13 protein-coding genes and 1 riboswitch are annotated in these 13,480 nt (G+C 75.0%); of the genes, 5 read left to right on the forward strand and 8 right to left on the reverse strand.

What is annotated here, in order from left to right:
- Positions 1 to 78: 78 nt before the first annotated feature.
- From FMM08_RS04825 to FMM08_RS04840, 4 genes are all read right to left on the reverse strand, one after another.
- On the reverse strand, positions 79 to 879 hold the full coding sequence (locus FMM08_RS04825; RefSeq protein WP_147925331.1) for an LLM class F420-dependent oxidoreductase: 801 nt from the start codon (positions 877 to 879) through the stop codon (positions 79 to 81).
- Positions 880 to 1,069: 190 nt separating this feature from the next.
- A complete protein-coding gene (locus FMM08_RS04830) occupies positions 1,070 to 1,987 on the reverse strand; it encodes a MetQ/NlpA family ABC transporter substrate-binding protein (protein ID WP_147925187.1) in 918 nt (305 codons plus the stop codon).
- A complete protein-coding gene (locus tag FMM08_RS04835; protein ID WP_147925188.1) occupies positions 1,974 to 2,801 on the reverse strand; it encodes a methionine ABC transporter permease in 828 nt (275 codons plus the stop codon). The genes FMM08_RS04830 and FMM08_RS04835 overlap by 14 nt, the downstream gene beginning before the upstream one ends.
- Positions 2,798 to 3,841, reverse strand: a complete 1,044-nt coding sequence (locus tag FMM08_RS04840; protein WP_147925189.1) for a methionine ABC transporter ATP-binding protein — start codon at positions 3,839 to 3,841, stop codon at positions 2,798 to 2,800. Before FMM08_RS04840 ends, FMM08_RS04835 begins: the two co-directional genes overlap by 4 nt.
- A 306-nt stretch (positions 3,842 to 4,147) precedes the next feature.
- Positions 4,148 to 4,259: riboswitch (SAM riboswitch) on the reverse strand.
- Between the two features lie 135 nt (positions 4,260 to 4,394).
- Here FMM08_RS04840 and FMM08_RS04845 point away from each other — a divergent pair.
- Complete coding sequence (locus FMM08_RS04845) at positions 4,395 to 5,138, forward strand: maleylpyruvate isomerase N-terminal domain-containing protein (RefSeq protein ID WP_255472075.1); 744 nt, start codon at positions 4,395 to 4,397, stop codon at positions 5,136 to 5,138.
- A gap of 139 nt (positions 5,139 to 5,277) precedes the next feature.
- Here FMM08_RS04845 and FMM08_RS04850 read toward each other — a convergent pair whose 3' ends face one another.
- The 3 genes from FMM08_RS04850 to glgC all read right to left on the reverse strand — a co-directional run bounded on the left by FMM08_RS04850 (position 5,278) and on the right by glgC (position 8,733).
- Positions 5,278 to 5,949, reverse strand: a complete 672-nt coding sequence (locus FMM08_RS04850) for a pentapeptide repeat-containing protein (protein WP_187279542.1) — start codon at positions 5,947 to 5,949, stop codon at positions 5,278 to 5,280.
- Positions 5,939 to 7,123, reverse strand: a complete 1,185-nt coding sequence (locus FMM08_RS04855) for an NAD(P)/FAD-dependent oxidoreductase (protein WP_222710410.1) — start codon at positions 7,121 to 7,123, stop codon at positions 5,939 to 5,941. Before FMM08_RS04855 ends, FMM08_RS04850 begins: the two co-directional genes overlap by 11 nt.
- 107 nt (positions 7,124 to 7,230) lie before the next feature.
- Positions 7,231 to 8,733, reverse strand: a complete 1,503-nt coding sequence (gene glgC / locus FMM08_RS04860; RefSeq protein WP_439653545.1) for a glucose-1-phosphate adenylyltransferase — start codon at positions 8,731 to 8,733, stop codon at positions 7,231 to 7,233.
- Between glgC and glgA the strand changes: the two genes are divergently transcribed.
- A complete protein-coding gene (glgA, locus tag FMM08_RS04865) occupies positions 8,635 to 9,894 on the forward strand; it encodes a glycogen synthase (protein WP_147925193.1) in 1,260 nt (419 codons plus the stop codon). The genes glgC and glgA overlap by 99 nt on opposite strands.
- A gap of 53 nt (positions 9,895 to 9,947) precedes the next feature.
- On the opposite strand, the gene FMM08_RS04870 is transcribed toward glgA, so the two are convergent.
- Positions 9,948 to 10,811: an Rv1486c family protein gene (locus FMM08_RS04870; RefSeq protein ID WP_147925194.1), complete on the reverse strand. Its 864-nt coding sequence runs from the start codon at positions 10,809 to 10,811 to the stop codon at positions 9,948 to 9,950.
- A 34-nt stretch (positions 10,812 to 10,845) separates the two neighbouring features.
- On the opposite strand from FMM08_RS04870, the gene FMM08_RS04875 reads away from it, so the two are divergent.
- The 3 genes from FMM08_RS04875 to FMM08_RS04885 all read left to right on the forward strand — a co-directional run bounded on the left by FMM08_RS04875 (position 10,846) and on the right by FMM08_RS04885 (position 13,398).
- On the forward strand, positions 10,846 to 11,631 hold the full coding sequence (locus FMM08_RS04875; protein WP_147925195.1) for an ABC transporter ATP-binding protein: 786 nt from the start codon (positions 10,846 to 10,848) through the stop codon (positions 11,629 to 11,631).
- A gap of 105 nt (positions 11,632 to 11,736) precedes the next feature.
- Positions 11,737 to 12,234 (forward strand): NfeD family protein, encoded by a 498-nt coding sequence (locus FMM08_RS04880; RefSeq protein ID WP_147925196.1) that lies wholly within the window; start codon positions 11,737 to 11,739, stop codon positions 12,232 to 12,234.
- Positions 12,235 to 12,237: 3 nt separating this feature from the next.
- A complete protein-coding gene (locus FMM08_RS04885) occupies positions 12,238 to 13,398 on the forward strand; it encodes an SPFH domain-containing protein (RefSeq protein ID WP_147925197.1) in 1,161 nt (386 codons plus the stop codon).
- Positions 13,399 to 13,480 lie beyond the last annotated feature (82 nt).

Raw genomic sequence — 13,480 nt, forward strand, 5'->3', positions numbered from 1 at the left:
CCGACCCACCGTGGTCATGGGCGATCGGCCACCTCGCTGGTCAGCGGCCGACTGCCCATGATCACGGACGGGGGAGGCTCAGGCGTTCTTCTCGTCGCGCCAGGCGAGCCAGTCGCGCAGGCGGCCGAAGTCGTAGTCGGGTCCGCCGGCGCCGATGGTGAACAGCGTGGCCCCGCGGCCCAGCAGGTCCTCGCCGGCCTCGGCCGGGTCGGAGGTGCCCTCCACGCCGATGCTGCGCTCGACGGCCACCGGCTCGCGGCCGGCCTCGCGTGCCCACCTGTCGAGGATCCCGCTCTTGCGGGTGAACGTCTCGGCGTCGCCGAAGGAGTGCCACGCGTCGGCGTGCTTGCCGACCATGCGCAGCGTCTTCTTCTCGCCGCCACCGCCGATGAGCACGGGGATGTGGCGGGTGGGCGCCGGGTTGAGCTTGCTCAGACGGCTCTCGATGCGGGGGAGCGCCTCACCGAGCTGGTCCAGGCGGCCGCCGGCGGTGCCGAACTCGTAGCCGTACTCGTCGTAGTCCTTCTCGAACCAGCCGGAGCCGATGCCGAGGATGAGGCGGCCCTCGCCGCCCTTGGCGGAGATGTGGTCGACCGTGCGGGCCATGTCGGCCAGGAGCTCGGGGTTGCGATAGCTGTTGCAGGTCACCAGCGCGCCGATCTCGACCCGCTCGGTGGCCTCCGCCCAGGCGGCGAGCAGGCTCCAGCACTCGAAGTGCAGGCCGTCGGGCTCGCCGTACAGCGGGTAGAAGTGGTCCCAGTTGAACGCGACGTCCACGCCGAGCTCCTCGACGGCGGCCACGGTGCGGCGGATGCCGGCGTAGTCGGAGTGCTGCGGCTGGACCTGGACGCCGATGCGGACGGGGTAGCGCTCGCGCAGAGCGCTGACGACCTCGGTGTCGACGGGGGTGGGCTCGGGAGTCTGCTCGCTCACACCCGTGACCCTAGGCACGAGTCCCGCGCGGCGCAGCCCCCGGAGGTCCCCTCCGGAACTGCGGCCGGGCGGCCGGTTGCGGTTCCGGAGGGTCCAGGAACCGCAACCGGGCGCCCGGCTGGGAGGAGGGAAGGGGTCAGCTGGCGTCCAGCGGCAGCAGCACGCCCTTCACGGACGGGTCGTTCGCGAGGAACTCCTGCACCTTCGGGTCCTGGAAGGTCGCGACGAGCTTCTTGATGTTGTCGGAGTCCTTCCAGGTGGAGCCGATGGTCAGCTGCCCCGCGAACTCGTCCGGCGGGGTCGGCGCGAAGATCTGCTGCTCCAGCGGGATCTTGGCGGCGAGGTAGTACTCGGTGTAGCCGACGGCGGCGTCGAGGTCGGGCAGGGCCCTGCTCTGCGCGCCGAAGTCGAGCAGCGTGAACTTCAGGTCCTTCGGGTTGGACGCGATGTCGTCCACGGTCGCGGAGCCGACGTCCACGCCGTCCTTGAGGGTGATGAGCCCGGCCTGCTGCAGCACATACAGGCCCTGCGCCTCGTTGGCGGGGTCGGAGTACAGCGACACCGTGCCGCCCTGGGGGATCTCCTGGGGCGTCTTGTACTTGTCCGACCACAGCCCGAAGCCCCACCGGAAGACCGGGGTGGCCGCCTCCTCCTTGAAGTCGGGGTTGGCCTGCAGCACCTGCCCCAGCCACAGCTTGTGCTGGTAGACGGTGCCGGCCACCTCGCCGTCGCTGACGGCGCGGTTGATGGTGTTCGAGTCCGCCAGGGCCTTGAACGCGATCGTGATGCCGTGCTCCGGGGCGACGTCCTTCGCGATGTACTCGATGAGCGCCTGCTCGCGGGCGTTGCCCTCGGCGGTGGCCACGTAGAGCGTGGCGCCGGGGGTGGTGTTGGCGGTCTCGGTGCCGCCGAGGCGGGGGACCACCACGGCGGCCGCGACGGCCAGCACGGCCACCGCCCCACCGGCGACCCACGGCCACCGCTTGCGCTGCTTGACCTCGAAGCCGTGGCTCTCGGTGCCGCCGGTGGAGGGACGGGTCTCAGTGGTGGACATCGGTGAGCTCCTTCGGAGAAGCGCTGGCGCTGGTCTGGGCGGTGGAGGACGACGACGAGGACGTCGCGCCGGACGTGCCGGCGCGGCGCTGGCGCGGGAGGCGGCGGCGCGAGTGGGGGGTGGTGGCGCGCACGGCGGCGTCGCCGAGCGCCTGGACGGCGGCGACGAGGGCGACCAGCACGACGATCGTGGTGATCATCACGTTGTGGTCGAAGCGCTGGTACCCGTAGGTGACGGCCACGTAGCCGATGCCGCCGGCGCCGATGGTGCCTGCGATGGCCGAGTACTCGATCATCGCGATGGTGTTGATGGTCAGGCCGCCGAGGATCGACGGGACGGCCTCGGCCAGCTTGACGCTGGTGAGCACCTGCAGCGGTGAGGCGCCGGAGGCGCGGGCCACCCGGACCAGTGACGGCGGCACCGACCGCAGGGAGTTCTCCACGATGCGGCTGAAGAACGCCGTGCCGGCCAGGGCCATCGGCACCACCGCGGCGGGGATGCCGATGTTGGTGCCGGTGACGAACCGCGTGAACGGCACGAGCGCGGCCATGAGGATGAGGAACGGCAGCGACCGGCCCACGCTCACCACGGCGGAGAGCACCCGGTGCAGCACGGGCCGCGGCGTCAGGCCGCCGGGGCCGAGGGCGTCCAGGGCCACGCCCAGGGGCACACCGAGGACGACGACGACCGCCATCGTCACCCCGACCATGACGAGGGTGTCGCCGAGGGCCGGCAGCACGAGGGCGGGGATCTCCGCCCAGGTCAGGTCGGTGCTGGTGGCGGCCAGCACCGGGGAGAGCAGGACGGTGCTCATGCCACGACCTCCAGGGTCTGCGCGGCGACGCGCTGCTCTGCGGCGTCGGACTCCTCGCGCTGCGCGTGCAGCCCGAGGCCGATGAGGGCGGCCTCGACGTCGTCGTCGTCCAGGTGCGCTGGTGCCCCGACGACGGCGTGGCCCACGGCCACCCCGGCGACGGTGCTCAGCGACGCGCCCAGCAGCTCGAGGTCGGTGCCCAGCGTGCGGGAGGCGCGGACCAGCCAGTCGGCGGGGACGCGGTTGCCGGCGTGGCTGACCACCCACACCGACCGCTGTTCGCCCTGCTCGGTGGTGCCGGCGTGGGCGCGGCGCGGCAGCAGCGCCCGGCCGAGCGGGGACGCCGGGGTGTGCAGCAGGTCGACGAGGGCGCCGTGCTCGACGATGCGGCCGTGGTCGAGCCGGGCGACGGTGTCGGCCACCGCCACGACGGTGTCCATCTCGTGCGTGATGAACAGGACGGCCAGCTGCAGGTCGTCGCGGAGCTCCTTGAGCAGCGCCACGATGCTCGCGGTGGCCTGCGGGTCCAGGCCCGAGGTCGCCTCGTCCGACAGCAGCACGCCCGGCCGCAGCGCGAGGGCGCGGGCGATGCCCACGCGCTGGCGCTGCCCGCCGGAGAGCTCGTGCGGGTAGCGGTGGGCCTTGTCCGCCAGGCCCACGCGCTCGAGCAGCTCGGCGACGCGCGCCCTGCGCTGCGCGGGGACCACGCCGAGGTGCTTGAGCGGCAGCTCGACGTTCTGCGCGGCGGTGCGGCGGGTGAGCAGGCCGTCGGCCTGGAACACGGTGCCGATGCCGCGGCGCGCCTCGCGCAGGTCCTTCTCGGACAGCGCGGTGAGGTCGCGGCCGCCCACGACGACCGCGCCCGACGTCGGGCGCTCCAGCAGGGTGGTGCAGGCGGCGAGCGTCGACTTGCCGGCGCCGGACGGACCGACGACGGCGGTGATCTCGCCGGGGGAGACCGTGAGGTCGAGGGAGTCCAGCACGGTGGTGGCGTGCTGGCCCTCGCCGTAGGTCTTCGTGAGCGACCTGAGCTCGATCACGGCTCGATCACCGTGGCCTCCGGGGTGGTGGGGGGATGGTCAGGGCAGGGGGCATCGCCCACTGGCGGTCACTCACAGTGACGGCGAGCGGGAGCAGGGATGTGCCGCGGGTGCGGCGCGCGGAGGTGCGACGCGCGGGTGCAGGGGCCCCGCACTCACGCCCGGCGTCGGGGCGAGCGGGGGCCGCGGGTGCTGCTGCCGGAGGACCCGGCGGTCAGCGACCTGCGGTCAGGCGCGCCGCCAGCGACAGTCGTCGCTGGTCAGACACATCAGTCGGGCGTGCGTGTGCACGTCGGCTCCTCGAAGTCGTCGTCCTTGCGCGTGCCGGTGGGCACGCGCCTGGTCTTCACCCGGAGCACCCCATGACGAGCAGGGTTGCCGGCCAGCGAGCCGGGGCTTGGCGCTGGCGCTCATGACCTGGGCAGGACCGTAGCGGATCGATCGCTCACGAGTCAACGCTCTGTCACGAGCAGCGTGGCGGGATCTCCACGTCCGCTGGCAGGGCAGGGCCTGCCGCGGGCGCCGCTGCGGCCGCTAGCGTCCGCGCGTGGAGATGACGCGCGCCGCGGCCCTGGTCGAGCGGGAGGCCGGGCGGCTCGCCGCAGCCCTCCGGCCGGAGGCCCTCGCCGTCGTCGTCCCCGGCTGTCCGGGGTGGACGGTGGCCGACCTGGCCCGCCACACCGGCGGGGTGCACCGGTGGGCGCGGGCGGCGCTGGCCACCGCCCCGGACGGCGCCCCCGGTGAGGAGCTCCCGGGGCCGCAGGACGACGACGCCGTTCCCGCGTGGTTCGCCGAGGGCGCCGACGAGCTCGTGGTGGCGCTGGCCTCGACGTCGCCGGCGGCGCCCTGCTGGACGTTCGCCGCCGCGGAGGCGCCCGCGACCGCGGCCTTCTGGGCGCGGCGCCAGGTGCACGAGACCGCGCTGCACCGCTGGGACGCCGAGTCGGCGCTCTCGGCCGCTGGCCTGAGCGCTGCGCCCGACCCGGCCGCGTGGGTGGAGGACGACGTCGCCGCGGACGGCGTGGCGGAGGTCGCCGACGTCATGCTCCCGCGGCAGGTGCGGCTCGGGCGCACCCCGGCGCTCCCGGGGGCGCTCGCGCTGGAGAGCGCCTCGGGGTGCTCGGTGATCGGCAGGGGAGCCGAGCCGGTGGCGGAGCTGACCGGATCCGCGCCCACGCTGCTGCTCCTGCTGTGGGGGCGCACCACCCTCGACGCCGAGCTGGCGTCCGGCCGGCTGGCGCTGGCGGGCAGCCGCGAGGCGGCTGACCACCTGCTCTCCGGCGCCCTCACCCCCTGAGCGCCCCACATGTCGACCGGCACTGGCGCGGGGGAGTGCCAGTGGTGGGGCCGTCAGACCGGCACTGGCGCGGGAGAGTGCCGGTGGTGGGGCTGCCTGACCGGCACTGCGGCGGGAGAGTGCCGGTGGTGAGAGGAGGTCAGAGGGTGAGCAGGCCCACGTGAGCGGCCAGCGACGGGGCCAGGGCCACCAGCTGCACCGCGTCGACGGTGCACCCGCGCAGCCCGTCGGCCCCGCGCAGGTCCTCCAGCGTCGCGCCGCGCAGGTCGACGTCGTCGCAGCGCGCTCCCGCCAGGTCGGCATCGGTGAGGTCGCTGCCCGCGAACGAGACGCGCCGCAGCTGGGCACCCGTGAGGTCCGCGCCGCGCAGGTCGCACCCGTCGAGCAGCACGTCGGTGAGCTGTGCATCGCGCAGCACCGCTCCGTCGAGCCGGCAGCGCCGCAGCACCACCCGGTCCAGCCGCGCCCCCACCAGCCGCAGCGCCGACAGCCGAGCGTCGGTCACCTCCACATCGGCCCACTGGGTGCGCGCGGCGTCGGCCGCGACCGCCGACACGCGCTCCCACCCGCTGCCCGTGACCCGCGCCCCGGCGAGCAGCGCCCCGTCGAGCACGGCGTCCTCCACGGACGACTCCAGCACGACCAGCCCCTCCAGCCGCGCCTGCGCCAGCTCCGCGCCGTCGACCAGGGCGCAGTCCCACCGGCCCGACAGCAGCACGGAGCGGTCGGCGACGTCGAGGTCGGGCAGGACGACGTCGGGCGCGCGCGGCGGCGTCGGCCCCGCGCGGCGCCGAGGTGGCCTACTGGCCATGCTCACCGACTGCGCCGGAGGTGCTGGCGGGGGAGGTGAAGCAGGGCGGCGGCTCATCGCCGTCAAGGAGCAGCCGCACGGCGGCGCGCCCCGCGACGGCGCCCACGAGGTTGCCCGTGCCGCAGTAGCCGCCGACCGCGGCCACCTGACCGGCAGCACCGTCGTCGACGAGTCCGCACAGCGCCCGCCCCTGGGCCTCCGGCGCGGTGTACCCGACGGACGCGCCCCAGCGGTGCGCCACCTCCCTCTCGTGCAGACGCCGGCCCAGCAGCCGCTCGGCGACCCGCTCGACGTGCGCCTGCACGGCCGGCGTCGGCTCGGTGGAGGTGGTCCACTCCGCTTCCCGGTCGGCGTCGCGGCCGCCACCGACGAGCAGGCGGAGCCCGGCCGGGCCGTCGTCGAGCTGGGCGTAGTCGTACCCCCACCGCTCGTACACGCCGCAGGGGACGCGCTCGCGGACCCGCGCTGCGTCGTCGCCGTCCAGCGGCGTGGTCGCGAGCATCTGCAGCCGCGCCGTGCGCACGCGGGGCACGTCGCCGCCCAGCTGGGGGAGGACGACGTCGAGCCGCCCGTCCACGGCCACCAGGACCACGCCAGCGCTCACCGCGCCGTCGTCGGTCTCGACACGGCCGGGCACGACCAGCCGCACGTGCGTGCGCTCGTGCAGCTGGAGCGGGGTCCCCTGCTCGCCGGCTGCGCGCTGCACGTGCGCGAGCACCCCGAGGTGGCGGACCACGGGGTTCGCCTGGGCGTCATCAGGCAGGAACAGGCCCTGGCCGTACGGCCCCGAGACCTCCTCGACGGCGATCCTGTGCTCGCGCAGGGCAGCGGCCTGCGCGGCGCAGTCGGCGAGTTCGCGGGCGCGTTCGCCGTCGTCGACGTGCACCCCGCCGGCCAGCCGCAGCGAGCCGGCGCGGCGGACCACGCCGTCGGGCAGCACATCGAGGAGGTGGTCGAGCTCGGCGAGGGTCTGGTGGTACAGCCAGGCCGCCGGCTCGGAGCCCCAGTCGCGGACGGCGTCGTGGAAGGACGGGGCGGTGCCGCCCAGCAGCAGCCCGCCGTTGCGGCCCGCGGCACCGGCGGCCACGCGGCCGGCGTCGACGCCCACCACGCTGAGGCCGCGCTCGACGAGCTCCTCGACGGCCGCCAGCCCGGAGCCGCCGAGCCCGACCACGCAGGCGTCGGCGACCGCGTCACCGTCGAGCGGCGGCAGCCCCGGCCAGGACGCGACGCGGGGGTCGGCGTCCCAGCCGGGGACCGTGAGAGCTGCGGTCAGCTGGCTCAGGGCTCCACCGTCTGGTGCTTGCCGACGATGGTGATGCCCGACTCGGTCACCGTGAAGCCGCGGGCGCGGTCGCGCTCGGGGTCCACACCGACGGTGGCGCCCTCGGGCACCTCGACGTTCTTGTCGAGGATGGCCCGGCGGACCACCGCGTGGCGGCCGACCTTCGCGCCGTCCATGAGCACCGACCTGTCGACCGACGCCCACGAGTGCACGTTCACCCCGGCGGCCAGCACCGAGTCCTCCACGAGCGCACCGGAGACCACCGATCCCGGACCCACCACCGAGTTGATGGCGTGCCCGATGCGGCCCTGCCAGCCGTGGACGAACTTGGCCGGCGGCAGCGGCGGCTGCTGGCTGTAGATCGGCCACTCGTAGTTGTAGAGGTTGAACACCGGGTGCACCGAGATGAGGTCCATGTGGGCCTCGTAGTAGCTGTCCAGCGTCCCCACGTCGCGCCAGTAGTCCTTGTCGCGCGGGGTGGAGCCGGGGACGTCGTTGTCCTTGAAGTCGTACACGCCGGCGCGGCCCTGCTCCACGAACCACGGGACGATGTCGCCGCCCATGTCGTGGCGCGAGCCCTCGCGGGTGGCGTCCTTCGTGACGGCCTCGGTGAGCGCCTTCGCGTCGAAGACGTAGTTGCCCATCGACGCGAGCACCTCGCCGGGGGAGTCCGGCAGGCCCTGCGGGTCCTTCGGCTTCTCCAGGAACGCTCGGATCTTGCGCCGGTCGGACGGGTCGACGTCGATGACGCCGAACTGGTCGGCCAGGGCGATGGGCTGGCGGATGGCCGCGACCGTGGCGGCCGCCCCGGAGGCGATGTGGCTCTCGACCATGGCCGAGAAGTCCATCCGGTAGATGTTGTCGGCGCCGACCACCACGACGATGTCGGGACGCTCGTCGTTGATGAGGTTGAGGTTCTGGTAGATCGCGTCGGCGCTGCCGAGGTACCAGTGCGGACCGCGGCGCTGCTGCGCGGGCACCGGCGTCACGTAGTTGCCGAGCATCGTCGACATGCGCCACGTCATGGTGATGTGGCGGTCGAGGCTGTGGCTCTTGTACTGCGTGAGCACCACCGACTTGAGGTAGCGCGAGTTCACGAGGTTGGACAGGGCGAAGTCCACCAGCCGGTACGTCCCGCCGAAGGGGACGGCCGGCTTCGCGCGGTCTGCGGTCAGCGGCATGAGCCGCTTCCCCTCGCCGCCGGCCAGGACGATGGCCATCACCTTCGTTGCCATGCGGCAGACCCTAGTGCGCTGGTCACGGCGCGGGCACCCCGGTGTGCGCGATGGCGCGCCGCGTCGTGCGGGGTCCCCCGGACGGCCGTCCGCGCGAGGGGGGCGGGACGCCTGCGGGACACCTGCCGCGTGCCCCGGGAGGTCGCCAGGGTCTAGGTTCCGCCCATGCGCGTCGACGTCCTCACCCGCGAGTACCCGCCGGACATCTACGGCGGCGCGGGGGTGCACGTCGCCGAGCTGGTGCGCGTGCTCCGCCAGCTGCACCCCGACGGCCCCGGGGGTGCGCCGCTCGACGTGCGCGTGCGCGCCTGGGGCACCGCCGCGGACCGCCACGAGGCGGGGACGACGAGCCACCCCGAGCTGGCCGAGCTGGACGGCGCCAACGCGGCCCTGCGGGTGCTGGGCGTGGACCTGTCGATGGCGGCGGCCGTGACCGCCGACGCGGGTGGTGCGGACAGCGCCGGCGGCACCGACCTGGTGCACTCGCACACCTGGTACGCCAACCTCGCCGGCCACGTCTCCGGCCTGCTGGCCGGGGTCCCCCACGTGGTGACCGCCCACTCCCTCGAGCCGCTGCGCCCCTGGAAGGCCGAGCAGCTCGGAGGCGGGTACGCGCTGAGCAGCTGGGCGGAGAAGACCGCCTACGAGGGCGCCGCCGCCGTCATCGCCGTCTCCGCCGGGATGCGCGCCGACATCCTGCGCTGCTACCCCACCCTCGACCCCGCGCGCGTGCACGTGGTGCACAACGGCATCGACGCCGACGCCTGGAGCCGCGACGACTCGCCCGAGGCCCACGACGCCGTGCGCGCCCTCGGGGTCGACCCCGACCAGCCGAGCGTGGTCTTCGTCGGGCGCACCACGCGCCAGAAGGGGCTGCCGCACCTGCTGCGCGCCGCCGCCCAGCTGCCGCCCGAGGTGCAGCTCGTGCTCGCCGCCGGCGCCCCCGACACCCCCGAGATCGCCGCCGAGGTCGCCGGCCTCGTCGCCGACCTCAAGGCCACCCGCTCCGGCGTCGTCCTCATCGACAGGATGCTGCCGCGCACCGACGTCGTCCGACTGCTCTCGGCGGCCACGGTGTTCGTGTGCCCGTCCGTCTACGAGCCGCTCGGCATCGTCAACCTCGAGGCGATGGCCTGCGGCGCGGCCGTGGTCGCCAGCGCCACCGGCGGCATCCCGGAGGTCGTCGCCGACGGCGAGACCGGCTGGCTCGTGCCCATCGAGCAGGTGCAGGACGGCACCGGCCGACCCATCGACCCGGCGAAGTACGAGGCCGACCTCGCCGCCGCGCTCACGGCTGCCACCTCCGACCCCGCCGAGGCCCGCCGCCGCGGCGAGGCGGGGCGCCGCCGCGCCGTGGCCGAGTTCGGCTGGGACGCCATCGGCGAGCGCACGCTCGCCGTCTACCGCGCCGCCCTCGCGGGCTGACGGCTCCGGTCCACCGGCACCGGGCGGTCCCGGTGCCGGTGGTCGGGCTGGTGCTACGGGCGGGGGGCCGTCCCCGAGAGCTCGGCGGCGGCCGCGTTGACGGCGACGGCGAGCGCCCGGCGGGCCACGCCGTCGACCTCGCGCAGCGAGCGCGCCCGCGCGAGGGCCTCGCTGCTGGAGACGGCGGCGCCGTCGTCCTCGGTGGCCAGCTCCACGATGGCGCGCACGCGCGCCGCCGAGGCGACCACGCGCACGGCCCGGTCGGGGCAGCCCGGCGGCAGCTCCGACGTGGCCAGCGCCCCCTCCCGGACGGCGGTGATCCTGTCGGCGGCGTCGTCGCGCCAGCGGGCCACGTCGAGCCCGGCGAGCACCCGCGTGGCCTCGGTCAGGCCCGCGCGCAGCGACCTGTCGGCGTCGGCGAGGGTGGTGCCGTCGGGCGCCTTCGGCGACCACGTGGGGAAGACCCGCCAGGTGACGTCGGCGCCCGGCTCCCACGCGGACCCGAACCAGCTCACCTCCGGCACCAGCCCGACGCGCCCGACGCCGTCGACCAGGAGCAGCTCGTCGTCGACGAGCACCGCCTCGCCGGCCTCGACGGCCTCGGCGGAGAACCCGGCCGGGCCGGGCAGCCCCGCTGGGTCCCCCGGGGCCGGCAGCGCCACGCGCAGGCTGCGGGCGCCGGCGGTCGCGAGCCCCGCGAACAGCTGCGCCAGGGCCACGGCCCCGACGTCACCGGGGGCGCTCCCCGAGCTGGTCCGGCCGGCGTCCCCCCATCCCGGCAGCGGGTCGCCCCCGGTGACGTCGTGGGGCTCGTCGGAGCCGGTGACCGCCGCGATGCCGGTGCCCGGCGCGGCCCGGCCGTTGAGGACGGCGGTGCCCCAGGCAGCGAGGCGCGCCGAGCGAGGGAGGTGCAGCACCGAGACACCGTAGGCGCCGACTAGGGTCGTCGCCGTGGTCGAGGTCCTCGCGATGGAGCAGGTGACGGTTGTCCGAGGAGGCTCGGAGCTCGTCTCGGGGGTCGACTGGCGCATCGGCGAGGGGGAGCGCTGGGTGGTGCTCGGCCCCAACGGCGCCGGCAAGACCACGCTCCTGCAGATCGCGGCGACCCGCATGCACCCCACCCGCGGCACGGTCAGCGTGCTGGGCGAGCAGCTGGGGCGGGTCGACGTCTTCGAGCTGAGGCCCCGCATCGGCCTGGCCAGCGGCAACCTGTCCGAGCAGGTCTCCCGCCAGGAGCGGGTCCGCGACGTCGTCGTCACCGCCGCCTACGGGATGGTCGGCCGCTGGCGGGAGCAGTACGACGCCGCCGACCACGCCCGCGCCTCCGCGCTGCTGTCCGTGATGGGCGTGCACGGCCTGCGCGACCGCAGGTTCGGCACGCTCTCCAGCGGTGAGCGCGGCCGGGTGCTCATCGCCCGCGCCCTCATGACCGACCCCGAGCTGCTGCTCCTGGACGAGCCCGCCGCCGGCCTGGACCTGGGCGCCCGCGAGGACCTGCTCCGCCGCCTGTCCCGCTTCGCGGCCGACCCGACCGCCCCCACGAGCGTGCTCGTCACCCACCACGTGGAGGAGGTGCCGGTGGGCACCACCCACGCGCTGCTGCTGCGCGGCGGCAAGGTGGTGGCGGCCGGCCCTGTGGGCGAGGTGCTGCGCGACGGGCCGCTGTCCACCGCGTTCGGCCTGCCGCTCGCGGTGGAGCGCGTCGGCCAGCGGTTCACCGCTCGCGCCATCGGCTGACGGCGGGACGCGGACGAGCCCGGTCGGGCGACCCCCGCCGCTCCCAGGTCCCTCACGGGTGACGCCCCCTCGCCGGGTGTCACCCCCTCCGCCTAGGGTCGGTCCATGGCGGCGCTGTGGTGGGTGATCGGGGCCTTCGTCCTGGCCGGCCTCGAGGTGTTCGCGCTCAACCTCGTCTTCGGCACCCTCGTGGTCGGTGCTCTCGCCGGTGCGCTCGCGGCTCTGCTCGGCGGTGACTTCACCGTGCAGGCCATCACCGCCAGCGTCGTCTCGCTCGTCGGCCTCGCCGTGGTGCGGCCGGTGCTCGTCAAGCGCTTCAAGGTGGAGGGCCGCTTCACTGCCACCGGCACCGCGGCGAACGTGGGCCGCGCCGCCCGCGTCGTCGCAGAGGTGACCGAGCTGGGCGGCCGCGTGAAGCTGGCCGGCGAGGAGTGGTCGGCGCGCACCGACGTCCCCGGCGCCAGCTTCCCCGCGGGGACCACCGTCCGCGTCGTCGCCATCGACGGCGCCACCGCTGTCGTGGCGGCCGCCTCCGCGTCCCAGACACCCAGCGACCCCGCCGCCGGCTCCGCGCCGTCGGCACCCCGCACCCCGGAGGGCTGACCCGTGGACCCCACAGGCTTCCTGCTGACCGTCGTCCTCGTCCTGCTGCTGGTCTTCGTGGTCATCACGGTGGTCAGGGCGGTGAGGATCGTGCCCCAGGCGTCCTCGCTCATCGTGGAGCGCCTGGGTCGGTACTCGCGCACGCTCGAGGCGGGCCTGCACGTGCTGGTCCCCTTCATCGACAGGGTGCGCGCCCGCGTCGACCTGCGCGAGCAGGTGGTGACGTTCCCGCCGCAGCCGGTGATCACCTCCGACAACCTCGTGGTGAACATCGACACCGTCATCTACTTCCAGCCCACCGACCCGCGGGCGGCGGTCTACGAGATCGCCAACTACATCCAGGGCATCGAGCAGCTCACCGTCACCACGCTGCGCAACGTCATCGGCTCGCTCGACCTCGAGCAGACGCTCACCAGCCGCGACCAGATCAACGGCCAGCTGCGCGGCGTGCTCGACGAAGCCACCGGCCGCTGGGGCATCCGCGTCAACCGCGTCGAGCTCAAGGCGATCGACCCGCCGGCGTCCGTGCAGGACTCCATGGAGCAGCAGATGCGCGCCGAGCGGAACCGCCGCGCGGCCATCCTCACCGCAGAGGGCTCCAAGCAGAGCCAGATCCTCACCGCCGAGGGCGAGAAGCAGTCCGCCGTGCTGCGTGCCGAGGGCGCGGCCCAGGCCGCGATCCTCAAGGCGCAGGGCGAGGCCCGCGCCATCCAGCAGGTCTTCGACGCGATCCACCGCGGCGAGCCCGACCCGGGCCTGCTCGCCTACATGTACCTGCAGACGCTGCCCAAGCTGGCCGAGGGCCAGGGCAACACCACCTGGGTCATCCCCGCCGAGCTCACCGAGGCGCTGCGCGGCATCGGGTCGGCGCTCGGCGGCCGTGACGGCGCCCCCGACGCCGGATGGGCCGCCCAGGTCCGCCCGAAGCGCGAGCGTCCTGCCGCCGAGCCGGCAGCTGACGTGTTCGGCGACACCCAGCTCGAGGACCCCACCATCGCGCTGCGCGCCGCCCGCCAGGAGGCTGAGGGGGCCACGCGCGAGGCCGAGCGCAGCACCCCGGAGACCCGCGGCACCGCTGCGCCGCGCACCGCCCACCAGGCTCCCCAGCCGCCGGCCGCCCCTGAGGCGCCTTCGCCGCCGGCGCCTCCGAGCGGCGAGCACTGACCGGAGGACACGCCGGTCCCAGGGCCGAGCGGGCGACCTCGTGGTCACCCGCTCGGCCCCGCACGTCTTGCGCCAGCCGCTC

It is taken from the genome of Quadrisphaera setariae (genome assembly GCF_008041935.1).
Taxonomy (GTDB): Bacteria; Actinomycetota; Actinomycetes; order Actinomycetales; family Quadrisphaeraceae; genus Quadrisphaera; species Quadrisphaera setariae.

Coding starts and splice junctions, on each gene's coding strand:
- FMM08_RS04830 (WP_147925187.1), bottom strand. CDS start 1,987: ATGTCCACCACTGAGACCCGTCCCTCCACCGGCGGCACCGAGAGCCAC.
- FMM08_RS04835 (WP_147925188.1), bottom strand. CDS start 2,801: ATGAGCACCGTCCTGCTCTCCCCGGTGCTGGCCGCCACCAGCACCGAC.
- FMM08_RS04845 (WP_255472075.1), top strand. CDS start 4,395: ATGACGCGCGCCGCGGCCCTGGTCGAGCGGGAGGCCGGGCGGCTCGCC.
- FMM08_RS04850 (WP_187279542.1), bottom strand. CDS start 5,949: ATGGCCAGTAGGCCACCTCGGCGCCGCGCGGGGCCGACGCCGCCGCGC.
- glgA (WP_147925193.1), top strand. CDS start 8,635: ATGCGCGTCGACGTCCTCACCCGCGAGTACCCGCCGGACATCTACGGC.
- FMM08_RS04880 (WP_147925196.1), top strand. CDS start 11,737: ATGGCGGCGCTGTGGTGGGTGATCGGGGCCTTCGTCCTGGCCGGCCTC.